The sequence below is a fragment of the Isosphaeraceae bacterium EP7 genome, assembly GCA_038400315.1.
In the GTDB taxonomy this organism is placed as follows: Bacteria; Planctomycetota; Planctomycetia; order Isosphaerales; family Isosphaeraceae; genus EP7.
Genome location: CP151667.1, coordinates 4,597,600 through 4,621,811, shown reverse-complemented (window position 1 = coordinate 4,621,811; position 24,212 = coordinate 4,597,600). Strand labels below are relative to the sequence as shown.

Genomic DNA, 24,212 nt, shown 5'->3' with positions numbered 1-24,212 from the left:
CGCAACCTCGGCTCCGTCGTAATCATGGTCCGACGATCCCTGTCCGGCCCCGGTACTGGTACGCCCACGATCCCCCGACGCCCGGCTCCAGACTGATGAACCCCACGTGGCCGGGCGTTCGTACCGGGAACGGTGGGCGGCCGCATCGACGAGATCTCAAGGTCACGAGTCACCAGTTTCCGGTCATCGTCTCTGGTTTAACTTGCTCGAGTGCGATTCGAAGACCTCGAAACAAGGCAGGCCCCTCCGCGAATTCGTCGGCGTGACGAACCAACGAGCCTTGCATCGATCGTGAACGGAAGGGAGTCCCTGATCGTCTCCGGGGTTGGTGGGCGGGATCCGAACTGTTGTCTGACACTCGTGTTGGCGATATGTTTAACGAGAGGCCACCCGATTCTCTGCCTCGCCCCACCCCTTGCCCGCCCGGGAGCCCACCATGGTGCCGCCCCGCCTTATGCACTTGGCCGTCCTGATGGCCCTGCTCAACCCCGCTAGTACCCTTGCCGGCGAGACATCGGCTGTGGCCCCGACGTTCGAGGCGACGGTCCGGCCGATCCTGAAGGCTCACTGCTTCCATTGCCACGGCGAGGAGGCGAAGCCGAAAGGTGGACTCGACCTGCGATGGGTCCGCGCGATGGTCGTCGGTGGGGAATCTGGTCCCGCGGTGGAATCCGGCCGACTTGATGAAAGCCAGATCTGGGAACGAGTCAACGCCGACGAGATGCCCCCGGGCGACAAGAAGTTGTCGGCCCGAGAGAAGGCCGCGCTCGCAGAATGGATCGTCGCCGGGATTCCCACCGCGCGACCCGAGCCCGAAACCCTACCGCCCCCCGGTCCAGTCCTGACCGACGAGGAACGCGAGTTCTGGTCGTTCCGCCCGATCACACGCGCCGAGGTGCCGCAAGTCACCCAATCCAAGGCCGTCCGCAACCCGATCGACGCCTTCCTCCTCAACCGCCTGGAGAAAGACGGGCTCGCGTTCGCCCCCGAGGCCGATAAGGCCACCTTGATGCGCCGGGCTAGCTTCGACCTGACGGGTTTGCCCCCCAAGCCCGAGGACGTGGAAGCCTTCCTTGCCGACACAACGCCCGATGCCTACGACCGGATGGTCGACCGGTTGCTGATGAGCCCCCAATATGGAGAGCGCTGGGCACGGCACTGGCTGGACGTTGTGGGCTACTCCGACAGCGACGGCGAGCCGAGCCAGGACACCGTCCGGCCCTACGCCTACCACTATCGCGACTATCTCATTCGCGCCCTGAACGGCGACCGCCCCTGGGATGTCTTGATCCGAGAGCAACTGGCCGGCGACGAGATGCTGATCCCGCCGTACCAGGACCTGACGGCCGAGGATCGCAGTCGCCTGATCGCCACCGGGTTCCTCCGAATGGTGCCCGACACCACCTCCGAGCCGGGCGTCGACGCCGACATCGCCCGAAATGAAGTGGTGGCCGACGCGATCAAAGTCGTCTCGTCCTCCCTGCTCGGCCTGACCGTCGGCTGCGCCCAGTGCCATTCCCATCGATATGACCCGATCACTCACGATGATTATTACCGGTTCCGGGCAATCTTCGACCCGGCGTACAACGTCAGCCAATGGCGGACGCCGACCCAACGGCTGGTCTCGCTCTGGTCGGCCGACGATCGTGCCAAGGCTGCCGAGGTTGATGCCAGGGCCAAGATGGTGGAGGCTGAACGGACAAAGAAGGTCGAGGAACTGGTTGGCCAGGTTCTCAAACGCGAGATGGACGAATTGCCGGAAGACCTCAGACCCAAGAGTCGCGAGGCCCTCAATGCCCCGGAGACGCAGCGGACCGACGAGCAGAAGGAACTCCTGAAGGCCCATCCAAGATTGCTGGTCAACGCGGGAAACGTGAGCCTGTACGACGGCAAGACCTTCGGTGAGATCACCGCCGAGTTCGACAAGAAGGCCGCCGAAGCACGCCTCGGTCGACCGGCTGAGGCCTACGTTCACGCGACGACCGAAGTCCCAAACTCGGCCCCACCCACGAGGCTGCAAGTGCGGGGCGATCCGAAACAGCCCTCGCACGAGGTTGCGCCGGCGGAGTTGACCGTGCTAGCCGCCTCGACTGGCCCGGCGGAGATCCCCAACGATGACCCATCGCTGCCGACCACGGGCCGGAGGCTGGCGTATGCCCGTCGGCTCACCGATGGGAAGCATCCGCTGGTGGCCCGAGTGCTGGTCAATCGCGTCTGGATGCACCACTTCGGCCGGGGGATCGTCGCCACGCCGGCCGACTTCGGCACCCTCGGCGATCGTCCGTCCCATCCCGAGTTGCTCGACTGGCTGGCCGCAGACTTCATGGACGGAGGCTGGAGTCTCAAGCGTCTCCACCGACAGATCATGACGTCGACGGCCTATCGTCAGGCGTCGAGCCGGGCGGCGACATCCATCGCGAGCGACCCCGACAATCGCCTGCTCGGGAGGATGGCGGTCCAGAGATTGGAGGCCGAGGAGGTCCGGGACGCGATCCTCGCGGCCTCTGGCAAGCTCGATGAGACGATGTTCGGCCCGCCATTGCCGGTCGCACTCGACGAGGCGGGCCAGGTGCTCGTGGGGATGGACACCCGAGATACCGCGGGCCGCCAGCGCGGCAAGCCGGGCTCGCTCGGGGGGTCCGAGTTCCGCCGGAGCCTCTACATCCAGGTCCGGCGGAGCCTGCCCTTGAGCTTCTCCGAAGCCTTCGACATGCCGACGCTCACGCCCAATTGCGAGCGGCGGGCCAGCTCGACGGTGGCGACGCAGTCTCTCGCTCTGATGAACAACGAATTCGTGATCGAGCAATCCCTGGCCTTCGCCGACCGGGTGATCCGACTCGCCGGGGCCGACCCGGCGGCGCGGGTGGATCGGGCCTGGTGGATCGCGCTGGGGCACGGGCCCACGGCCGAGCAGAAGGCCGATGCCGTCGGCTTCCTGGCCGAGCAGGAGGCCGATCTCTCCGCCCGTTCGACGCCGCCTCCCGCCCCGAAAGACGGTCCAGCTCCCCCTGCTCCCGATCACGGGCGAGCCGCGCTGGCGACGCTGGGGCAGGCTCTGTTCGGATCGAACGCGTTCCTTTATGTCGATTGACCGAGTCGAGTCCGAGACCGCGGAGTCCGAATCGTGGCCCATCCGCTCGAGCCGTGCTCGCACGTCACCCGTCGACATCTCCTGGCCCAGCAGGGAATGAGCCTGGGCGGCCTCGCCCTGACCTGGCTCCTCCACCGCGACGGGCTGGCCCTGGCCGCCGACAAGGCCGCCGGCCCCCGAAAGCCGGACCTGGAAAAGCCGACCTTTGACCTCCGGCCCAAGACCCCGCCGCGCCAGGCGCGAGCCAGGGCGATGATCTCCCTGTTCATGCAGGGCGGGCCCAGCCACCTCGACCTGTTCGACCCCAAGCCCGAACTCCAGAAGAGCGACGGCAAGACCTTCACCGGCGAGATCAGTCGCGACAACGCGGGAGAGGCCAGCGCCCGGTTGCTCGCCTCCCCCTGGAAGTTCATCCCGCGGGGCGATTGCGGGATGGCCCTGAGCGAACTCCTCCCCGGCCTTGGCTCGGTCGCCGATGATATTTGCCTGGTCCGCTCGATGCAGACCGGCGTCAACAATCACGGCCAGTCGATCAACGCGCTCAATACCGGGCGGATCACAGCGGGCAGGCCGGTCGTCGGCTCCTGGCTCACCTACGCGCTCGGGTCGGAGAGCGACAACCTGCCGGCTTATTGCGTGCTGAGCGACCCGGGCGGCGTTCCCGTTCTTGGGGTCGACAACTGGTCGAGCGGCTGGCTGCCTGGGATCTATCAAGGCACTGTGATCCGCCCTCGCGAGCCGAGGATCCTCAACCTCGATCCGCCGCCAGGCCTCGACGGCACGGTCCAGGCCCGGTCACTCCGGCTCCTCGATCGGATCAACCGCGACCACCTGTCAGAGCACGCCGGCAACCATGATCTGGCCGCCCGGATCTCCAGCTACGAACTGGCGGCCCGGATGCAGTACGCAGCCCGCGAGGCGCTCGACGTGTCGGGCGAGAGCGCCGAGACCAAGCGGTTGTACGGCCTTGAACACGACGACACCCGCGAATATGGGACCCGCTGCTTGATCGCAAGGCGTCTCGTCGAACGCGGGGTGCGCTACGTCCAGGTCTGTACCGGCAACCAGGACTGGGACCACCACGGCGGGATCGCCAAGGGCCTGCCCCAGATGTGCCGCAAGGTCGATGGCCCCTCGGCCGCCCTGGTCGCCGACCTCAAGCGGATCGGTCTGCTTGACACCACCGTGGTCGCCTGGGGCGGCGAGATGGGCCGGCTGCCGGTCGTGCAGAACGAGAAGAACGTCGGTCGAGACCACAACACGCATGGCTTCAGCATGTGGCTGGCCGGCGGCGGCTTCAAGGGAGGTCACACCCACGGTGCCACCGATGAACTCGGCCTCAAGGCCGTGGAGGACGTGGTGACTCACAGCAACTACCACGCGACCCTCCTCCGCCTGTTCGGCCTCGACCATCAGACGCTCGCCTTCGCTCGCCCCGGCGGGGACGGCTCGCTCGTGGACGGTCAGCCGGCGAAGGTGGTCGACGACCTCTTGGCCTGACTCGTTGGCGACTCCTCGGCGACCATGGGCCGGGCCTGGAGCCCGGTCGCGTCGCCGTTCGTTTGCAGCGATCGACGGGGCAATTCTCGGCGATATCGGCGGCGTGGCGGATCAGAACGAATCGTTCGAAACGCGCAATTCCTCCTTCCCATCCGGACTCACCCCATGAACCTCCGTCCCTTAGGCCTCGCCGCCGGCCTGGCCCTGACCTTCAGCATGCTGTCCAATGCCCGCGCCGTGGAAGGGACCGAGCCGCCGAAGGGTTTCGTCGCCCTGTTCAATGGCAAGGACATGACGGGCTGGCACGGGATGCCCCACTTCGACCCCCGCAAGCTCGCCGCGATGACCGACGAGGAACGGTCCAGGCAGATCGCCGTGTGGACCGAGGACGCCAGGAAACACTGGACGGTTGAGGGGGGCGAACTGGTCAATGACGGCCACGGCGCTTACCTGACAACCGACAAGGAGTTCGGCGACATCGAGCTCCTCATCGACTACAAGACCGTCGCCAAGGCCGACAGCGGCATCTACCTCCGCGGTACTCCTCAGGTTCAGATCTGGGACGCGACCCCCGGCGGGCCCAGTAAGGCCATCGGGTCGGAAAAGGGCTCGGGCGGCCTGTTCAACAACAGTCCCGGAACTCCTGGCCGCGACCCCCTCGTCGTGGCCGACAAGCCGTTTGGTGAGTGGAACCACCTGCGGATCATCCAGATCGGGGCGAGGACGACGGTTTACCTGAACGACACGCTGGTCGTCGACCATGCCACCATGGAGAACTATTGGGATCGCTCCGCTCCCCTGCTGGCGCGGGGCGTGATCCAGCTCCAGACCCACGGCGCCGAGATCCGCTGGCGCAACCTCTTCCTCCGCGAGATCCCCGCCGTTGAGGCGAACACAATCCTCTCCGCAGCCGGCGCGAAGGCCTTCACCCCCATCTTCGACGGCAAGTCGGTCGACGGCTGGGCTGGCGCGGTCCAGAACTATGAAGTCGTCGACGGCCTGATTCGCTGCAAGCCCGGTAAGGGCGGCGTGCTCTACCATCCCAAGGAGCTTTCCAACTTCGTGGCGCGGGTCGAGTTCAAGGTGCCGGCCGGCGGCAATAACGGCCTGGCAATCCGATACCCCGGCCATGGGAACACCTCATCCACCGGCATGTGCGAGCTTCAAATCCTCGATGACACGGCCGACCAATACGCCAAGCTCGACCCTCGCCAGTACAACGGCTCGATCTACGGGATGGTCGCCGCCAGGCGAGGCTATCTGCGACCGGTGGGCGAGTGGAACTTCCAGGAAGTCACGGTCAATGGGCCGAGGATCAAGGTCGAGCTGAACGGGACGGTGATCGTCGATGCCGATGTCAGCAAGATCACCGAGTTCAAGAGCGGAACTCCCCACCCGGGCAAGGACCGCACATCGGGCTATTTCGGCTTCGCAGGGCACAACGACCCCGTGGCATTCCGCAACGTCCTGATCAAGCCGCTGGATTGATCGACATCGTCCATCAGCCCGCTCCGGCGGCCTTGAGCGACCTTGCCCATGTCTGTCGTGCTCAACGTCAGGTTCCCGCTGATCGAGCGGGCAACCGTGCGGAGACCAGGCCGGTCCCTGGGAGGAATGGACAATGGCGCGTGGATTCCGGTGGCTGGGAATGGCAACCGTCTCGACCTTCATGGTCTTCCTCCCCTCGGCGGCCCGCGCGCAAGCGGAGCGATCGGAAGTCCCGAAGCATCAAGATCCGGTGATCCAAGGCGTCCAGGACCACATCGACCGGCTCTGCGAGTCGCATGACGCACGGCTCGCGAAGATCGACGGCCCTGAGACGCTCACACGCGAACTCACACGGGCCCGGGCGCGATTCCTTTCGCTGCTGGACCTCGACCTGGACACACCTCGCCGTCCTCCCGCGGTGACTCCGGCTGGAGTCTTGGATTTCCCGGAGTACCGCGTCGAGAAGCTGATCATCGAGGCCGCGCCGGGGGTGCCCGTCCCCTGCAATCTCTATGTGCCGAAGTCGGGACCGACGCGTAAGCCGACCTTACTCTCTCCGCACGGCCACAGTGGACGCGACCGGCCCATCTACCAGAACGCCTATCAGCGATTCGCCAAGGCGGGTTTCATCGTCCTGGCCAAGGACGGCTGGGGCAAGCAGGAGCGGCGGGGCACCGGGCACGGCGAGGCGGGGGGTCAGCTCGCACTGACGGGCACCGAGTTGCTGGCGCTGGAAGTATTTGACAACATCCGCTGCCTGGACTACCTGCTGACCCGGCCCGACGTAGACGGCGAGCGACTGGGCATGGCCGGCATCTCCGGAGGGGGAAGCCAGACACTTTATACGATGGCGGTCGAGCCGAGGCTCAAGGCCGCGTCCCCCACCTGTGCCGTGACGACCTTCCGCGCAGACCTGGCCGATACCACGATGTGCGTCTGCGAGCTGGCCCATGACATCCTCACCGTGGGCGACCACGGACTTTTCCTGGCGATGGCCTATCCAAGGCCTCTCCTTGTGGTCAACGGCACGAGGGACCCAATCTTTCCGGTGGCGGGAGCCCGATCGGCCTTTGCCCAGGCGAAGCGGCTCTACGCGGCGGATGGCCGGGAAGAGGCCGTTGAGTTTGCTGAATTCGACGCCCCGCACGAGTGGACCGACGCGATGATCGACCGGCAGATCGGTTGGTTCCGGCGTCAGTTCGGTCTGACCGAGCTAGCGAGCCTGCCCCCCGGCGATGGTCCCCGAGACGCCGACCTCTTCGGCTGCTACGCAGACGGCGACCTCCCCGAGGGCTCGCTGACCCTCTCGGACCTCAATCGATCACGATTACGAAGTGCGGGGGCGGGCAGTGACACGGCCGCTCGAGGGCGGATGCTCGAGGCCGACCGCGAGCGGCTCGCGTCAACGATCCGTCGCCGCTGGTCCGGCGAACCCTCCCTGCCCTCGCGCATCGAGCGTCGGGACCTCGGCCCGGACCCGAGGAGCGGTGGCCCCCGCGAGCGGCTTTCCTGGACCTCGGGCCTGGGCGGGGACGTCACGGCCGTCGTCACTCGACCGGCCGGAGGAGATGAGGTAGGGCAGGTCGTCATTCACCTCGAGGATCGGGACCGACCCGAGCCACAGCTCGAACGTCTCTACTGGGACGACCGAGTGAAGGATCACGCCGTTCTGGTCACGCTTGCGTACACCGGCGCGGCTCTCGACGCGAACCGCGAGGGGCAGCTCGGATCGGCGCTGACGGCCTCGGGCCGTTCGCTGCTCGCCGAGCGAGCCCGCGATCTGTCGGTCGCATTGCTCGTCCTGCGCGACCGTGGGTTCGTCACGGATCAACGACGGGTGTCGCTGGTCGCTCACGGGTTCGACGGCGTACTTCTCCTGGCCTCGGCTCCACTGTTGCCGCCGGGGGTCTGCCTGGTGCTCGACCGGACTTCGCTTTCCTACATCGCCGGTGCAGAGACTGACTTCGCGACCTGTCGCCTGATCGCCCCGCCCTATCACTGGTCCATTCTTCCCGGCCTCGGGAATGACCACGACCTGGTCGAACTCCTGGATCTCGCCCATCCCAGGCGAGTCTTGCTGACCCACCCGCTCGACGCGGCCCAGCGAACCCTTGGCCTCAACGAACTCGCCGTTCTTCTTGGTCAGCTGACTCGCACGGACCGGTCGCACGTCGAGGCCATGACCTGTGAGCGGACGAGAGCCGAGGTCCACCGTCGCATCACCGAGTTGGTCACCGCGTCCCCTTGAGTGGGATTGGACCTTGCAACCACCAGGAAGATGAAAACGGCGCGATTCGAGCATGCCGGGCGGCGTCAAGGAATTGGCGGCCGCCCGGAAACCTCGACAGGAGAGGGATCTCGCCGCCTTGTCGACGGGCCCTGCGGATGAGCGGAGTTCCAGCGTCGGCTACTGACCGCTCCCAGCCCGATCATCCTTGAGCCGGGGAGCGGCCCACTGTTCGTCGAAGAAACCGTCGCGGACGACATCTTCTCCCGATGGCCCGGACGGGTCGCTGCTGTGCTTGCCACGAACTTTGACGACGGCCCAGTCTCCCAGGCGGGGGAAGAGGAGGTAGTTCAGCGTGGCAAGTTCCTTCTCATGGAACGTATGCCCGCTGTTGAGGACCACATAGCGACCCGCGCCGAGCGGGTTCGGCTGGATCAGGACGGGCGAGTGACCGGCGGAGGGAACGCTCAGGCCGCCGATCGCGCACTCCTCACGCGTCCAGCGAATCGGCAGTTTGGGCAGCACACGAGCGATCCACGAGTTGCTCCCGGGGTCTCCGAAGAGGATCAGGTTGAACCGGCGGGCGTCGTCCTCGGTGACGGCGGTGTCGTCCTTGATCGGCAGTTCGCCGCGGAAATACTGACGCCACTCGTGAGAGAACCGTTTCATATTGGCTTCAGCCCACGCCTGCACGGCGGGGTCCCAGGGCGTGCCGGTGCCCCTGACGCAGAGGAACGGGGCAGTGAACGCGTCGTCGATCGGCCCCTGCAAACCGGGCCGCTTGCCGACCAGTTCCAGGCGGTCGAGCGCGCCCAGATAGGACCACCGGCCGCCTTCTTTGCCGAGGACGATGCCGGATCGCTCCGTACCATCTCGGTGATCTGGAACCTGGACCACCGCCCCCCCGACCCGGATCGTCTTCAATGCCGATGCCACCGGAGGCAGGATGGCGAAGCGGCTGACATTCTTCGGCTCCGCCAACTCGACCGTTCCGTTAATGCCGAACTTCGCATCAAGCTCGGCGCGGGCGTAGTGCTCGCCCATCCCGAGGACCTGGAGCCAGTCGCACCGGCTGTACTTGAGCGTCCAGGTGACGAACCGGACGTGCTCGCGGGGATGCACCCGCCCCTTGCCGATGATTTCGCCGATGCGTCGCATCTGCTCCGCGTGCGTGACGGAGTCGAGGACGTGGCCGGTCCCCGGGGAAATGATGTTGACCATCGGCAGCCCCTCCTTCGCCATCGCCCGGCCCATGATCTCGTGGGCCTGGAAGAAGACGTCCTTCTCGCCCATGCAGGCGATGCTCGGGACCATGCCCGCGTTGGCGGCGTAGTCGACCGAGTCGAGCATGTGGAGCATCTTTTCCTGGTCGGAAGGGAGCTTGCCGACTTCGACGAAGGTTGGCAGCGGGGTTTTCGAGAATTCATGCGTGTCGACGTAACCGCAATAGGGCCCCAGGGCCGCGAAACGGTCGGGGTGTTTGAGCCCGAGGTGCCAGGCCCCGGAGGCCCCCATCGACATTCCTCGCAGGACGATCTTGTCCCGGTCCACGGCGTAGTTCCGGCAGGTCGCCTCGATCGCCTCGAATACGTCGGATTCGCCGGCCCAGCGATAGCCGTTCTCGACCCGGCCGAGCGGGTGCAACTCGATGTAGTCGCAGTCGGGGGCGTTTGCGCCGAGTTCGTTCCCTTCCACTTCGTCGAAGCGGGCCATGAAGCGTAGTTCGCTCATGCCCACGGGTTTGCTGCTGCCGTGGAGCACCACGTCGAGCCGGATGGGCCGAGTCCGATCGTAACTTGCGGGCACGATGACGGCATAAGGCTGGACCGATCCGTCCACCGCCGAGACGAAGCCGCGAACAACCTTCCCCTTCCTCACTGTCCAGGGCGCCTGGCCAGCCTCGAGCGAGGCGAGCCGACCCTGGCACCTCTCGAGGGCTGTCTTCAAGAGCGTCTGGTCGGCCGTCGTGAAGGTCGTGTCGTATCTCAGCCCCCAGGCGATGCCCTTGGCGAACACCTCCGCATCGGCCAGGCGATCTCGCTGATCCTTCTGCCCCTCGCCTCTCCGCAAGGCATCAAGCCGTCGCGTCAAGTCGTGGAGTCGTCGTTCCAACGTCTGGCGATCTTCCGTACCAAGGTTGGGCTCGTCGGCACCGACCGCCTGGACAACGAACATGATGAGAAACGCGGCGGAAATCGGAAATCGGTGTGCGATCCTCAAGAGAACTTCCCCCACCGCTGAAATGAGTTCGACATCGCGTCCCGCACCCCGACGTGCATCCTGGCCGGCGTCGGACGGCTTAGCGCCGCCGCTTGACCGACTCCTTGCGAAAGTTCTTCATCCGCTGTCTTGCGAAGATTTCGGGGAGGTCATCTGTGGATCGGAGGCTCGTGAGGTCCTGGTCCTTCTTGACCAGGGCGACGTATCCGTCGCACATCTCGTCGTTCACGCTGTGGCCCCATCGGACGAGCTTCGGCGGCCGATTGGGGTTGCGCGGATGCGGCGAATTGTCGAAGTGGGCGACCACCTTGAGGACCGAGCCCTTGCGCATGGTGAGGGGCTCTTGGAAGAAGTACGCGCTCTGCCACGCCGGATCCCATTCAGGCACCCGGATCAGTTCCTGGGTGCGGCCATCGGCATGGGTGACGGCCATGCTCATGGACCGCCCGAGCAGGTGCATGTGGGGCGAGACGGCCAGGGCCTCAACATCGACGGGCACGTACCAGCTCGCTTCGACCTCGATGTCGGGGTCGCCCGGCGGGAGCCGAAAGTCGAGGTCCTTGGCCGAGTTCCAGTGGAGTGCCTGCTTGACCGGTTTGCGGGAGAAGTAAAGCCCGAGCCGAGTGCGATCGACCTCGGGCTTGCCGCTCGGGTGGTAATGGATCTGGAAGACCAAGTCGGCTGATCCCGACAGGAAGAGGCCGATCCCGGCCGGAAGGTGGCTTGCCTCGTGCCCGGCGCTCCAGAATCCGAGCACTTCGGACGATTCGACTCCCGGCCCCGAGTATGAGGAATATCCCGGGCCCGAGTCGGCCTCGTCGATCTGCCTGGCTGAGCCTGCGGGGATGCTGTACGCGGTGATGTGATGGACCACGCGGCGATTGGCGGGCCGGAAGTCGATCGCGGAGAGGAAGACATCACGCGCGAGCTTCGAAGGGACGACGAAGCAGCGGTAGAGGTCGGGTCCTCCAGCGGGGATCGAGAATTCCTCAGCCGGCTCGAGCACGAGGTCGGGCGTCCCAAGCTTCCAGTCGTCGGCGAACTGGGGCGGAGGAGGCATGGTCGACAGGTCGCCCGGCGGGGCGCCCGCCGCGGACCAGTCAACCAGGATGGCAATCTGCTCGCGCGTGAGCGACGGGTCGTCCTTGAGTGGCGGGCCGACCCCGGGCTCGGGCATCCAGGGGGGCATCTTCCGACTTGACACGACTTCGGCGATGTCGGCGGCACGTTTCCGGGCCTGCTCGTAGGTTTCCAAGGCGAACGGCCCGACCCGGTCCGGGCGATGGCAGATCTGGCACTTCTCCTGGAGGATCTTCGCAACATCGCCGGCGAAGGTCGGCGGCTTGTCTCGGTGATCCGGCTCCCGGCCCGAGATCGGTGCCGAGATCAGGCAAGCGAACCAGGCTGCCAACACACCGAGCCGAGCTCGCGAGTGTGGCCCCAAGTTGATCGGAGGAAATGTGATGCGTCTCGTTGCCATCTAGCAACCCTCGAGCCGGGATTCCAGACCTGAGGCTTGAACTCGCCGCCCGGCTCATCCGAAAAGGCATTGGAACCGGACCGAACACCCGCGTCCACAAGATCGCCCTGGAAGTCGGGCCATTCGGCTCCCTGGGCCCTCGTCTGTTTCGCCAAGCCCCCATTCAACAGAGAATCGAGGGGGATACCGATGGCTACGGAACAACTCTCCGGTCGGGAAGCTTGAACGAAACAAAGCCGAGTCGCCCCACTTTCCCCCCCGAACGCTGGAAACTACTCCTCTATGTGCTCGACGACGCCGCGCGGCCCGGCACATTGCCGGGGGTGCGACGGAGACGAGCCTGCGGGTTAGTCGGATCAGTGTTTCGGAGCCGGAGCGTCGAGGGCCGGATTCGCGTCGAAGAACCCGTCGGGCTTGAGCTGGAAGCCGACGGAAGTGACCGGCATGACCGGCCAGTCCTCGATGCGTGGGATGTGAGTCTGTCCGAAGTTGTACCAGACGACGAGGTCGGTCGCGGCAACATTTCGGTCCGCTTTCGTCCACTTTCCCAGCCCCGAGTCCTCGGGGTTCTGGTTGGGATACTCGCCCGCCGGGTATCGCTCGTCGGCGCGGTACGGGGTGACCCAGACGTTGTTGGTCAGGAAGCCGGCACGCCTGAGCAAGGCCGACGAAGGAAGCGCGTACGGCAGGGTCGTCTCGCCCGGGCAGAGGCGGTAGCCGACCGGCCCTCCCATCCCATTCTTTTTCGTCTCGTTGACGAAACGCCAGAACCGTCCCGACAGAGGTGCCGTATTGCGTCGTGCTTCCATCTCCTTGGCTAGCGGGGTCGCCTCGGCGATGAATGCATTGCCGTAGGGGTTTTGCGGGCCTTCGGGGAGGCTTCGTGTGTTGACCTCCTGGGCCGTGTTGATCTCGCCGTCGACGTCCAGATCGAGTCTCGCGTTGAAGAAGTGCTGATGATTGGGCGCATTCAGGCCCGGCGAGACCTCGGTCCCGAACCCGGCCACCTCGCCCGGATGGAGGGCCTGGGTGTTCACGATCCCGGTGAGCTTCACCTCGAGCTGGATCGTCCCGTCCTGATAGAAGTACCAGTAGAACCCATAGTCATAATTGCCCACATTGGCGATCATCGAGACCGCCAGCCGGCGCGACCTGCGGACCTCGGACTGGCCGGTCCGCCAGTCCGTGTGCTTCCAGAGCATGCCCGAGTCCTCCTCGTGCACGCAGATCGCGTTCTTGATCGTCACAGGCCGCCCGAGATTGTCGGCCAGGTGTCCGTCGAAGTAGCGGATCGTCCCCAGGCAGTCGCAGCCCAGTTCCAGCGAGTTTGCCAGCATGCCGACGCCGTACTCGCCGAGGTCGAAGACACTCTTGCGATAGGCCGAAACCTTCGGATCTCCGTAGGGGACGACCATCTCGGCGATCGAACCGCGGAACATGATCGGCCGGCCGTCATAGGCGACCGTGTTGAGGACCAGGCCCTCGCGGGGGTTGAATCCGACGCGGAAGGCCCACTTCTGCCAGGAGACTTCCTGCCCCTTCACTTCGAAGCTCGGCCCATCGGGCTGCGAGACTTCCAGCGATTTCAGGCCGGTGCGAGGGGCGGGCAGCGCCTTGCCGCTCCAGTTGCCAGGCTTCTGCGGGATCGGCACGACGCCGTGGTCTTCGACCCGCACGACCTCTTTGCGGTTCAGGTCGATGACGGTCACGAGCCCCTCGATGGGGTGGGCATAGCCATTGTCGGCCTCGCCGTAGCGAATCCAGCTCAGCGACCGGACGATCCGCTTTCCCTTGTCTTCCTCGGGCTCATTTCCGTAATGCCCCGCCGACCAGGCGTCGACCATCACGAGCTTCGGGTCTTCGATCCCGCGTTTCTTGAGCGCCTCCAGGAACGCCGGGCTCTTCTTGGCCGCCTCCTCGCACTCCGCGAACTCGTCGAGCATGATGCCCGGCTGGATGCCCGGCGGCAGCGGCTCGAACCGACTGACCGACTTGCTCGTCAGATTCACGGTGGCCTCGTAGCCTCTCCCGCTCGCCCGGTCCAGCAGGACCAGGCACGCCTCACGGTTGATGCGACCGCCCCCGGGCGGCTTCTGAAGCAGGACCTTGGCGGGTTCCTTGAGCGAGATGCTCACGAACCGAAAGTCCTCGGAAATCGTCTTTTCACTGCGAAGCGTGGCGACCGCCAGGCGGATCTCGTCGGGGTCGAGCGGGTCGAGTGGATGTCGGTGCTCGACATCCGCCGCGACTTTCGGAGGGTTGTCCTCGGCAATCGAGGACGAATCGCCGACGAGCATAAGGGACGAGAGGAGGGCGGCCCCAGCCAAACGACCGAGGAGATTGCAGATGCCTGCCATGTCCATTTCCCTCGGAGAAGAGGACGATTCGACCGTGAAAACGGCCGGTCGCGTAATCGAAGTAGTGGTTCGCGATGAGCGAGTTGCGACCGGTCGGTGTCGTCGAGTGCCGCGCCCCGATGGGAGGTGAGACGTTCGAACGAAGGAGCGAACGGCCGTCGGTTGTCGCCCGTACCGGCCGGAGTCTTCGGACCCTCGACGCGTGAACCGTTGCAAGGATTCTGGAGGACGAGAACGCGCCGGCGGGCGGATGGGCGAGGTGCGACGCAACCGACGGAGAGGTAGGATTCTGGTCACGAGGCACGGCCCTCCCGGGAGGAGCACCGGGCTGCCGCATCGGGCGGAACAGGGGAATCATACGGGTAAGTCGCCCGCCGGCGATTGCTCAAAAGCGGCAGGATTTATTCCACGAACGTCTTCGATGACCGGGGAAACATGCGTGTTTCGCCGCCCCTCTCGCGACCATGTCGCCATCGATCATCGACTGCCGAGATCGGCTCGGTCGAAGCCAGGGTCCTCGTCGCCCGAGTTGGACGGGCCGACTTTGGAGCCTTTCCTGGCTCGCAATTCGGGCGAGGTCGCGGTGTCCCCCGACACCCTTCCTGCCCAAAGATCGTCAACGGATCGGCCAGGGCGTCTCGAATTGTGACGTCAGAGGAGAGCCGGAGGAAGGCTCCATCCAGCCCTCCCCTCCCCCGGACCCCTCAATCCAATCTTCACTTTGCCTTGCCGACCAGTTGTTTTTGCGTCGTCTGGCCGAAGCCGACGTTCGAGTCGAGGTCGAGGGTCAGTTCGTCTCCGTTGAACTTCAGGGTTGTTGTCACGACGAACGGGGTTTCATACAAGCAGATTTTTGCCTTGTACGTATCATCGGCGGTCCAGGCGCCGCTGGCGGCGCATGCCTGCTCGTGTGGAGCCATGAAGGCGGTCCGTCCCCTGGTCCAGGAGCCACGGCCGCAGGCAATCGTCCGCTCTTCGCCGTCGGTCCTGATGACGAGCGTCGCCCCATCGCCTTTGCCGTCATCGACCAGCTTGATCGATTCGATCTTCCTCTCGTTCTCGGGGAACGTATACGTCTTGCCGGACAATTTCCCGGGCGACTTCGAGCCGTCCTGCGGGCGCATCGAGAGTCCTTCGAGCCTGGCCTTGAGCTTCCCGACGAGTGCATCGTTCGCGGGCAAGGCCGAGGGCTTCATGGCCGGGAGGAGATGCTCCCAGACCAGGTCGAGCACCGACTGCATGTCTTTCAGGCCCGCGTTGATGGCGATCACCGCATCCTGCTCAGGCAGTACGACGCAGTATTGGCCGAATGCCCCGTCGCCACGGTAGGCGTTGTTGCGACTTCGCCAGAACTGGTAGCCGTAACCCTGGTCCCAGTCGCTCTTGGGATTGCTGCCATTGGACGTCTGCATCGCGGTGGCAGCGTCGACCCACGACTCGGGGACGAGCTGCTTGCCCTGCCAGACCCCTTTCTGGAGGAAGAGTTGGCCGAACTTGGCGATGTCTTCGGTCCGGACGCTCAGGCCATAGCCGCCAAGCGTGATGCCCTGCGGGCTTGTCCCCCAGGTCGGATTCTCGATGCCCAGCGGCTCGAAGATTCGGGGCTTCAGATAGTCCAGGACCGTCATGCCCGTCACCTTCTGGACGATGGCCGAGAGCATGTAAGTGGCCGAGGTGTTGTACAGGAAGTGGGTGCCCGGCTTGAACGGCACGGGCTGGGCCAGGAAGGCCTTCGTCCACGATTGATCGGGTTTCCGCGGGGGTTCTTCCTGCTGCCCGGTCGACATCCGCAGGAGATCGCTGACGCGCATCGCCTGGAGGTTCTTGCTGGGATCGGTCGGGGCATCCTCGGGAAAGAATTTCAAGACCTGATCGTCGACGCTCAACTTACCGTCGGCGATGGCCAGTCCCACGGCCGTTGAGGTGAAGCTCTTGCTCAGCGAGAAGAGCGAATGCGGGGTGGTCGAGTCATAGGGCGCCCACCATCCCTCGGACACCACCTGCCCGTGCCTGACGATGATGAGCCCGTGGAGCGAGTCGACCGACTTGTCCACGGCATCGACGAACGCGAGAATTCCCAGTGACGAGAGGCCCTGCGCCTCGGGACTGCTGCGTGGCAGGCCCGCGGAAGGCGGCCCGGCCCCAAGACCGAGTGCAACGCTACAAGCAACCAGCGCGGAGAAGAGGGAAGTCTTCATGGGGTCGATCCGGTTGTTGGTCAGGGGGTTCATCCTCGACCGACGAGGCCCTGCCCGTCGCCGGCCCGGCGCATCGGCGAACGCCGCGATGAGGGATCGCCCCCCGAGTTGACTCGGAGCCGAGCCGGCCTCGTGGGGCATTCCAAATCTCATTGGATGGGCCACCCTCGACCCAGTCAAGCACCAAACAGGCCTTTGCACGCGATCGCCCGAATCGGCGTTCAGGCCCAACACAGAGGGCCTGATGTCGCGAGCTAAATCCTCGCGGCACCAGGCCCGTCGAATGTTGTCCGTTCGCGTCAACGCTCAGCCGATGACCGCGGGGGCCGATGTGCTCGGAGTGAAATTGGTGTCCCCGAGATACAGGACGGTGTAGCTCATCCCCTTGGCGATATTGACGATCGGGACCGACCAGCGATAAGAGCCGCCGGAAAGGGTTGCGGTCCCTTGCACAACGCCGTCGAGCAGCACCGTGACGCTGCCGGTCGGGATGGCCGCGCTGGCCGAGCCCGGGTCGACCCGAGCCGAGAGCACCAAGCCCTCTGCGTAATGGCCGATCTCCACCTTCGTCGCGGTGGAGTCCTGGTTGACGACCACGTTCGCGGTGGCGCTGTTCTGGGGCGTGAACAAGGAGTCGCCGCTGTAGGTCGCCGTGATCGTGGGATTCCCCGCGGACAGCGACGAGGCCACGAACGTCCCTGCCCCGTCGACAAGCTTGACCAAGGCGATGGTCTTCCCGTTCTCGGCAAAGGTCACCGTCCCCGTTGGCACCGCCGTTCCGCTCGACGCGGAGGTCACTCCCACGTTGAAGGTAACCGGGCTCCCGAACGTGGTCGAGGCGGCCGATTGCGTCATCGTGACGTTGGCCCCGACGCGACTGGTGGACTGCGCCGTGCCGGCCGGTACCAGATAGTAAAGCTGGTTCGTGGAGAGGGAGGAACCGGAGGCGACGATCGTACCCGTCTGCGTGGTCGCGGATCCGGGCGTGAGAGTCACCGGGATCGCGTTCGCGGGCGTCCCAGGCGGGACCGTCGTCACCGTGACGGGCGTCACGACGACCGGCGCGGTTCCTGCGGCACCGGTAGGTGCGGATGCGACTGAGGTCGCCTTCGCACCGAGATTCTTCGTGGCATAGAGCTTGTCGAGAGCACCGACGCGGCCATCGGCGTTGATGTCGGCGACCGCGTTGTACTTCGAATCGCCGAGGTAGGCGCCGTACGCCGACTGGATGATTTGCAGGTCCGTCGGGTCGACCTGAAGGTCTCCATTCACATCGCCGGGCAAGAACGAATCCAGCGCGAAATCAACCGCCTGGGGGTCGACCCCCGCGACCGTCACGGCGTAATTGTCGGCCCCGGTTCGAGGGACCGAGACCTTGGTGAGAAAGGGGTTCCCTGTCGACCCGAGAAGAGTCCCCTTCACCAGGCCGGAGGCGACGACCCCGGTGACGACGGGGGTTGCAGACGTTGAGACCGCCGGCCTCGCCTTGAAGCCCAGGAAGACCGTCGAGGCATTCTTGCCCGCGCTGACAGACCCGGGAGCGAGTTGGAATGAGACCGAGGTTGTTTGGCCCGATGCCCCAACCTGGCCCGGGACCGAGAGGAACGGGGTGACGGTCGCGGTGCTTAGCACCTCGCGCCGCTCGAGCCCGTCGACCTTGAGTCGGATCGTTCGACCGCCGGAAGCTCGTCGCGGCCTTTCAGCCCGCTTCAGGCTCAGGACCGGTCCCATGCGGCCTGCGAACGACTTCATCCAATCCTTCATCACGACGTTCCCCCATCCTTGGTCGGAAAGACGCATCCTCCGGTCGGCAATCGAGATCAGGCCTCGGTCAGTGCGGACGACCAGGTTTCGATGATCTCAGGATCCGACCCTCGAATGCGATGGTTCCGGCGGTCGGGCGGCTCCGTCGACGGCCGATGACGCCTCCTAGCGTTTAAATCGGTTGATGCGGGGATGATCCTTAACCGCTTCCAAACCGTGAACGCTGCAAAGATGGGCGAGAAACATTGAAGTTCAGCCAGATCCTCCCGCTTCCGGATGTTTCGGTTCGAGAATGTCAAGAACGCTCGGAGCGAGGTCATTGTTCGGTTGAAAGACCCGGACACAACGAACGCGTCCAGGCCAAGAGCGATCGATGGTGATCGGGGAACCCTGCAAGATCAGAGATTCGCCAGCCGACCGGCGGAGTCACCGAATCGTTCGAGGACCCGGATCCCCATTCGGTCGGCCATGCTGAGATACAGGTTCGTGAGCGGCTCTGAGCCGTGGTTGACGTACCGTCCGGCATTGAGGGTGCCGCCCCCCCCGCCGGCCAAAATCACGGGCAGATTGTCGTGAGTGTGACGATTCGCGTCGGCGTTTCCACTGCCATAGACGACCATCGAGTTGCTGAGCAGAGGCGTCCCGTCGGCGTCCTTGGTCGCCTCCAACTTCTCCAGGAACCGGGCGAACTGGCCGACGTACCAGAGATCGATGTCGGCCACCTTGTCGATCCAATCGGTCCGATTCTGGTGGTGCGTCAGGTCGTGGTGCCCCTCGGAGATCCCGATGTGGTCGAACGAGCGGTTGCTGCCGTCGTGGGCAAGCATCAGGGTCGCGACTCGGGTCGAATCGGTCTGGAACGCCAGGATCAGGATGTCGAACATCAGCTGGACATAATTCGCATAGTCCGAGGGGACGCCGGCGGGAGTTTCTGCGGCCGGCTCCGGACCGTCTCCCAACCGTTCGGCCTTCTCGATCCGGGTCTCGATCTCGCGGACCCCGTCGAGATATTGACCCAGCTTCTCGCGGTCGCCCGAGCCGAGCCGGCGCTGCATCGCGCGGGCATCCTCCATGGCGAAGTCGAGAATGGATCGCTGCTCCTGGCGGCGCCGCTTCAGGCTGGCCTTTCTCTGCCCCGGCGACCCGCTGCCGAAGAGGCGTTCGAAGGCGAGGCGGGGGTTCGACTCGGCCGGGACCGGGGTGGTCGGCGAACTCCAAGAGAGGTTGTACTGGTAGGCGCACGAATAGCCCGAGTCGCAGGCCCCCGCCTTCCGGCTCGCCTCGCAGGCCAGTTCGAGAGAGGGGAACCGCGTCAGGTGGCCGATTTTTTGCGCCATGACCTGATCGATCGAGATTCCGGCCCGCACATCGGTCGCGCTCTTGTTGAGCCGGACACCGGTGAGGAATGTCCCGAGCCCGCGCGCATGGTCGCCGGCGCCGTCGGCCCGCCCCTCGGCCGTCTTGTGATTCAGGCCGCCCATCACCTGAATCTGGCCCTTGAACGACTCCAGAGGCGCAAGGGTCCGGCCAAGCTTGAACTCGGTCCCCTGCCCCTCCGGCCACCAGGAAGCCGGGATGGCTCCGTTCGGAAAATAGACGAACGCGGTCCGCATGGGCGATCCCGATGCCGCCGTCGCCAGGGCTGGCGAGCCATCCGCGGCCAGCAGACGCGTCGGCAGGGACGATGCGAACGCCGGCAACGCGATCGAGGCCCCCAGACCGCGTAGGAACAGGCGGCGGCTCGGGCCAGAGGAGGGAGACGGGGAGGTCGGGTCGAGTTCCCTGGTCATCGGATCGGCTCCTCAGCGGGTCGAGTCGGGAGCCCGGCGAGGTTGCCGGACCGGGACGTCTGCCGTGTCGATCGCGGTCTCGCGACGGCGCTTCTGGAAGGGGACGGAGTCGATAATTCCCGAGACCAGGGCGGAGGCACGCCCCTCTCCCGCCTCGATCCTCCCGACGATCGTGTCGACCGCCTGCACGTCGTAGGGCTCCAGCCCTCGCCCCAAGGCGTAGGTGAGCATTTTTTCGCTCAGGCATCGATAGAAGTCGAGGCTGTGCTTCTCGACAAGGATGCGTTTCAGGTCTCGAATATCGCGGAAGGGCTCGCCCGTGATGAGCTTGCCGGTCGCGTCAATCGGGACGGTTCGCTCATTGTCTCGCCATCGGCCGAGGGCATTGAAATTCTCGAGGGAAAGCCCGAGCGGGTCCATCCGCGAGTGGCACGAGGAGCATAACGGCATGCTCCGGTGGAGCACCATCGACTCTCGCAAGGTCGGGGTCCGGCCGGCGATCGCCTTGCCGGATTCCTCCAGCGAGGGGATGTTCGGCGGCGGAGGGGCGGGCGGAGAGCCCAGGATATTCTCGAGAATAAACAGCCCACGCTTCACCGGCGAGGTCCGGTCCGGGTTCGACGTCACTGCCAGGATTGTGCCCTGAGTCAGGACGCCGCCTCGGGGACTGCCCTCCGGCAGTTCGACACGCCGCAGCTCAACTCCCTTGATCCCCTCGATGCCATAATGGCGAGCGAGCCGCTCATTGAGGAACGTGTAATCGCCGTCGAGGAGATCCAGCAACGGCCGATCCTCGCGCACGACATGCTCGAACAGCATCTCGGTCTCGTGGCGCATGTCCTTGCGAAGGTCGGACGTGAGCTCGAACTCACGAAATCTGCGGAACGACTTCTGGAAGGCCTCCCGGGACTCTCTGAGCTCCTTCTTTTCTTCCTCGGATAATTCGCCTGGGGCCTTGCGGTTCAGGAGGCGAAAGCGGGCACGGAGGCGTTCGGCGCTCGGGTCGGGCGGCTCATCGCGTGCGGCAATCGCCGAGCCGTTGATGAGCACGGTCTCGATGTCGCGTGCCTGGAGCCACTGGCCGACGAAGTGGCGGCTGAATTCGCCAGAACGGGAGTCGGCGAGCATCCGAGCGACCTGTTGGCCTAAATTTTCACGCAGACGATGCTCGGCCGCCAGCCGGAAGAGCTCGTCGTCGGGCATCGTTGACCACAAGAAATACGACAATCTCGACGCCAGCTCATATTCTCCGACGAGCGGATATCGGCCGGGCGAGTCGGGATCGACATCCTCTTCGCGGAAGAGGAACCGCGGGGAGGTGAGCACCGCGGTCATGGCCTGCGAAACGCCCGCCTCGAACGTCTGTCCATCCAATTCCCAGGTCGCCTCCGCCATGTCGGCGAGTCGGTCTTTCGTCCGCTCGTCAACCGGTCGTCGGTAGGCCTTTTCCGCGAACCGACCCAGGATCTCGCGGGCGGAGGAATGACGGCCGGCCCCGTCTTCCGGCACCGTTCCCGGAAAGAATCGGGCGTAATTCGGAGGCTTGACGCCGAATCTCTCGCCTTGAGGGCCTTCCAGCGCGATCGACCTAAATCGTATCGCCAGGGCCCGGACTTGCTTCTTCTCGGGGGTAAGCGGCTGGATTTCGATCGACAGCTCATGCGGGCCGGCCGCCAATTCGCGGTCGAACTCGAGCCTCATCGTTCGCCCATCTCTCCGGCCGAATTCCTCCCGGTGCAGTTCCTCGGCATCAATCCGCACCAAAAGTCGGCACCGGTTTTCGTCGTTCATGCCGTCGACATATTTCTCGCTCACGGACATTTCGAGGAGCAGCCGGTATTGGCCGCCATGCTCCACTGCCATGTCAGCCTTGACAGTCGCCGCCTCGTAATACGAGAGAGAGAGATCTTTGGAGGCAGGCTCCGCAACGCCTTCGCGACGAAAGTCACGGCTGAGGATTTCTCGCCGGGCGACCACCTTCGAGGTCGAAGGAACCGCGCTGGCCACGATCGACTTCGCCGCGGCCAGGTACTTCTCGATCAGCAGGGGAGACAGCGTCAGCACGTCGCCGTTGTTGTCGAATCCGTGGCCGGAGTCGTCTGATGGGAACTCGGCGGTCGTGTCGAAATCCACGCCCATGAGGTCGCGGATCGTATTGCGATATTCCACCCGATTGAGCCGGTGGACCGTCAGGCGGCCCGGGTCGGGATGTTCCGGATCGATCCCAAATGCATCCAGCTTGATCCAGGATTCAAGCTGTCGACGTTCTTGAGCGGATGGCTGCGGCGAATCGCCCGGCGGCATCAGGCCGGAGCGGACGTTCTTCAGGACGGCCCACCATAGCTTCGAATCCCTGGGAGTCGCCGACTCCAGGTCAACGCCCCCCTTCTTGATCCCGTTGCCGTGGCACGCGAAGCAGTGATCCTCGAGAATCGGAAGGATCTGCTCCACGAACGACTCCGCCGCGGTCGCGAGGTTGCAGCCCCAGATTCCGAATGCGAGGAGCGTCGCCATCCTCGCGAGCATGCGGGAATGAGCAACACGGCAAATCTGTCGGATCGGATCTCGCAACGGTCACCTCGTCGGCCGATTCCGTCGGGCGAAACTCAGGCGGGGCGAAAGAGACGTCCTCGTGCCCGACCGGATTTCTGCGAAAAGAATTCTCGAAGGCCCGATGCATGGGCTGAGGCGGGCTGATCCCCTGAATCTTCGGTCAACCTGAGCTTGTCAGGATAACCTATGCGAAATCCTTCGGAGACTTCTTGCCGACAACCGGCGAAAATTAGGACAGGAACGGCGTTGCAGCGGATTTGGCGGCACGAATGCGAATCTCTTTGGTAGGGCAGTTGTCTCGATTTTTTCCGTGCGGGCGACGAGATTCAAGCCCTGCGGCGCGTTCCTCATCGAATTGATCGCGGACATACCGTCCTTAACGAACTTTGAGCAGTCAGGTCGTGTCATTCCCGGAGACCGAAGGCATTCCGGGCGAGGTCGTGAGCAAGTCGCGTCATTCAGGTCATCTCCAGGGTCGAATTATCGGGCGTCGATCCGCAGAGGCTGACACATCGAGTTGCCGAACTGGCAGAGGACGGTCGATGCTCCCCAAGCAAATTGCCGGCATTCCCATCCCGGATAGCTCGCTGACGACCGAGGCGACGGAGTTGGTGCGCGACAATGAGTCGGATCTGCTCTTCGATCATTCGTTGCGTGTCTACCTCTTTGGAGCGTTGCAGGGAAAGCGCCTCGGCCTGAGCTATGACGCCGAACTCCTCTATCTAGGCGCCATTTTCCATGACCTCGGCCTGACAGAAAAGTTTCGCAGCCCGGACGAGCGGTTCGAGGTCGACGGCGCCAACGCGGCAAAGCAATTCATGACGCGGCACGGACTGACCGAGGCCTCGATCGAGATCGTCTGGGACGCGATCGCCCTGCATACCACGCCGGGAATTCCTCGATGGAAGAAACCCGAAGTCGCCCTGGTCACGGCCGGCGTCGAGCTGGACGTCCTGGGCATGGGATACGAAGACATCGATGCGGACTCCCGACAGCAGGTCCTGGCGGCATTCCCGCGTGTGGACTTCAAACAGGGGATCGTCCGGGCGTTTGCCGACGGGATTGCCCACAAGCCCCAGACCGCCTTCGGCAATGTCAAGGCCGACGTGCTCGAGAAGCTCCTGCCGGGTTACGTACGCCCCAACTTCTGCGAGATGATCGCCGGGTCGCCATTCCGAACCTGAACGGGCCCGAGCGACTTCGCCCGGGGACGGGTGGCTCCATATGACTTCCTCCCGAGATCCGAGTGTCTCGGACCGACTTTCGATATTCACCCGCGGATTCGCTCCCCAATTCTTGACCTCTCCGGCCATCTCTGGTACTCTTCCCTTGCGCCGAGGAGTAACGGTTGCTCGCCAGGCTCATAACCTGGAGGCAGTGGGTTCAATTCCCGCCGGCGCAATTTCGATCCGATCTTCAAGGCCCAAGCGTTGACCAACGCTTGGGCCTTTTTCGTTTTCGAACGTTTCGCCCCACACGAGACGCCCGATGCATCAAAGCCTGGGGCGTTCGAGTCAGAAAGCTTCAGATCCAACATCAGGAAG

12 protein-coding genes and 1 tRNA gene are annotated in these 24,212 nt (G+C 64.7%); 6 read left to right on the top strand and 7 right to left on the bottom strand.

Going from position 1 to position 24,212, the window contains the following annotated elements:
* Positions 1-436: 436 nt before the first annotated feature.
* The 4 genes from EP7_RS17865 to EP7_RS17850 all read left to right on the top strand — a co-directional run bounded on the left by EP7_RS17865 (position 437) and on the right by EP7_RS17850 (position 8,327).
* Positions 437-3,091, top strand: coding sequence for a PSD1 and planctomycete cytochrome C domain-containing protein (locus EP7_RS17865; RefSeq protein WP_463523135.1), 2,655 nt, complete (start codon positions 437-439; stop codon positions 3,089-3,091).
* 96 nt (positions 3,092-3,187) lie between these two features.
* A complete protein-coding gene (locus EP7_RS17860; RefSeq protein WP_463528434.1) occupies positions 3,188-4,591 on the top strand; it encodes a DUF1501 domain-containing protein in 1,404 nt (467 codons plus the stop codon).
* Positions 4,592-4,756: 165 nt separating this feature from the next.
* Positions 4,757-6,079: a 3-keto-disaccharide hydrolase gene (locus EP7_RS17855; protein WP_463523133.1), complete on the top strand. Its 1,323-nt coding sequence runs from the start codon at positions 4,757-4,759 to the stop codon at positions 6,077-6,079.
* Positions 6,080-6,212: 133 nt separating this feature from the next.
* Entirely contained in the window at positions 6,213-8,327 is a 2,115-nt protein-coding gene (locus EP7_RS17850) for an alpha/beta hydrolase family protein (protein ID WP_463523131.1), read from the top strand.
* Positions 8,328-8,486: 159 nt separating this feature from the next.
* Here EP7_RS17850 and EP7_RS17845 read toward each other — a convergent pair whose 3' ends face one another.
* The 7 genes from EP7_RS17845 to EP7_RS17815 form a co-directional block, all read right to left on the bottom strand.
* Positions 8,487-10,418: a prolyl oligopeptidase family serine peptidase gene (locus EP7_RS17845; RefSeq protein ID WP_463523129.1), complete on the bottom strand. Its 1,932-nt coding sequence runs from the start codon at positions 10,416-10,418 to the stop codon at positions 8,487-8,489.
* Positions 10,419-10,605: 187 nt separating this feature from the next.
* Positions 10,606-11,940, bottom strand: coding sequence for a monooxygenase (locus EP7_RS17840; RefSeq protein ID WP_463523127.1), 1,335 nt, complete (start codon positions 11,938-11,940; stop codon positions 10,606-10,608).
* A 422-nt stretch (positions 11,941-12,362) separates the two neighbouring features.
* Complete coding sequence (locus EP7_RS17835) at positions 12,363-14,363, bottom strand: primary-amine oxidase (RefSeq protein ID WP_463523125.1); 2,001 nt, start codon at positions 14,361-14,363, stop codon at positions 12,363-12,365.
* A gap of 716 nt (positions 14,364-15,079) precedes the next feature.
* Entirely contained in the window at positions 15,080-16,561 is a 1,482-nt protein-coding gene (locus EP7_RS17830) for a serine hydrolase domain-containing protein (RefSeq protein ID WP_463523123.1), read from the bottom strand.
* A gap of 306 nt (positions 16,562-16,867) precedes the next feature.
* A complete protein-coding gene (locus EP7_RS17825; protein WP_463523121.1) occupies positions 16,868-18,325 on the bottom strand; it encodes an Ig-like domain repeat protein in 1,458 nt (485 codons plus the stop codon).
* Between the two features lie 398 nt (positions 18,326-18,723).
* Positions 18,724-20,115: a DUF1552 domain-containing protein gene (locus EP7_RS17820; protein ID WP_463523119.1), complete on the bottom strand. Its 1,392-nt coding sequence runs from the start codon at positions 20,113-20,115 to the stop codon at positions 18,724-18,726.
* 12 nt (positions 20,116-20,127) lie between these two features.
* A complete protein-coding gene (locus EP7_RS17815) occupies positions 20,128-22,629 on the bottom strand; it encodes a DUF1592 domain-containing protein (protein ID WP_463523117.1) in 2,502 nt (833 codons plus the stop codon).
* A 581-nt stretch (positions 22,630-23,210) separates the two neighbouring features.
* Here EP7_RS17815 and EP7_RS17810 point away from each other — a divergent pair.
* Together EP7_RS17810 and EP7_RS17805 are read left to right on the top strand one after the other, a co-directional pair.
* Positions 23,211-23,852: an HD domain-containing protein gene (locus tag EP7_RS17810; RefSeq protein WP_463523115.1), complete on the top strand. Its 642-nt coding sequence runs from the start codon at positions 23,211-23,213 to the stop codon at positions 23,850-23,852.
* A 146-nt stretch (positions 23,853-23,998) separates the two neighbouring features.
* Positions 23,999-24,070, top strand: a tRNA-Met gene (locus EP7_RS17805).
* The last annotated feature ends 142 nt before the right edge of the window (positions 24,071-24,212 follow it).

What these genes read in the sequence shown, in the direction of transcription:
- EP7_RS17865 (WP_463523135.1), top strand. Translation starts at nt 437, where the DNA reads ATGGTGCCGCCCCGCCTTATGCACTTGGCCGTCCTGATGGCCCTGCTC.
- EP7_RS17860 (WP_463528434.1), top strand. Translation starts at nt 3,188, where the DNA reads ATGAGCCTGGGCGGCCTCGCCCTGACCTGGCTCCTCCACCGCGACGGG.
- EP7_RS17855 (WP_463523133.1), top strand. Translation starts at nt 4,757, where the DNA reads ATGAACCTCCGTCCCTTAGGCCTCGCCGCCGGCCTGGCCCTGACCTTC.
- EP7_RS17850 (WP_463523131.1), top strand. Translation starts at nt 6,213, where the DNA reads ATGGCGCGTGGATTCCGGTGGCTGGGAATGGCAACCGTCTCGACCTTC.
- EP7_RS17835 (WP_463523125.1), bottom strand. Translation starts at nt 14,363, where the DNA reads ATGGCAGGCATCTGCAATCTCCTCGGTCGTTTGGCTGGGGCCGCCCTC.
- EP7_RS17830 (WP_463523123.1), bottom strand. Translation starts at nt 16,561, where the DNA reads ATGAAGACTTCCCTCTTCTCCGCGCTGGTTGCTTGTAGCGTTGCACTC.
- EP7_RS17825 (WP_463523121.1), bottom strand. Translation starts at nt 18,325, where the DNA reads ATGAAGGATTGGATGAAGTCGTTCGCAGGCCGCATGGGACCGGTCCTG.
- EP7_RS17820 (WP_463523119.1), bottom strand. Translation starts at nt 20,115, where the DNA reads ATGACCAGGGAACTCGACCCGACCTCCCCGTCTCCCTCCTCTGGCCCG.
- EP7_RS17815 (WP_463523117.1), bottom strand. Translation starts at nt 22,629, where the DNA reads ATGGCGACGCTCCTCGCATTCGGAATCTGGGGCTGCAACCTCGCGACC.
- EP7_RS17810 (WP_463523115.1), top strand. Translation starts at nt 23,211, where the DNA reads ATGCTCCCCAAGCAAATTGCCGGCATTCCCATCCCGGATAGCTCGCTG.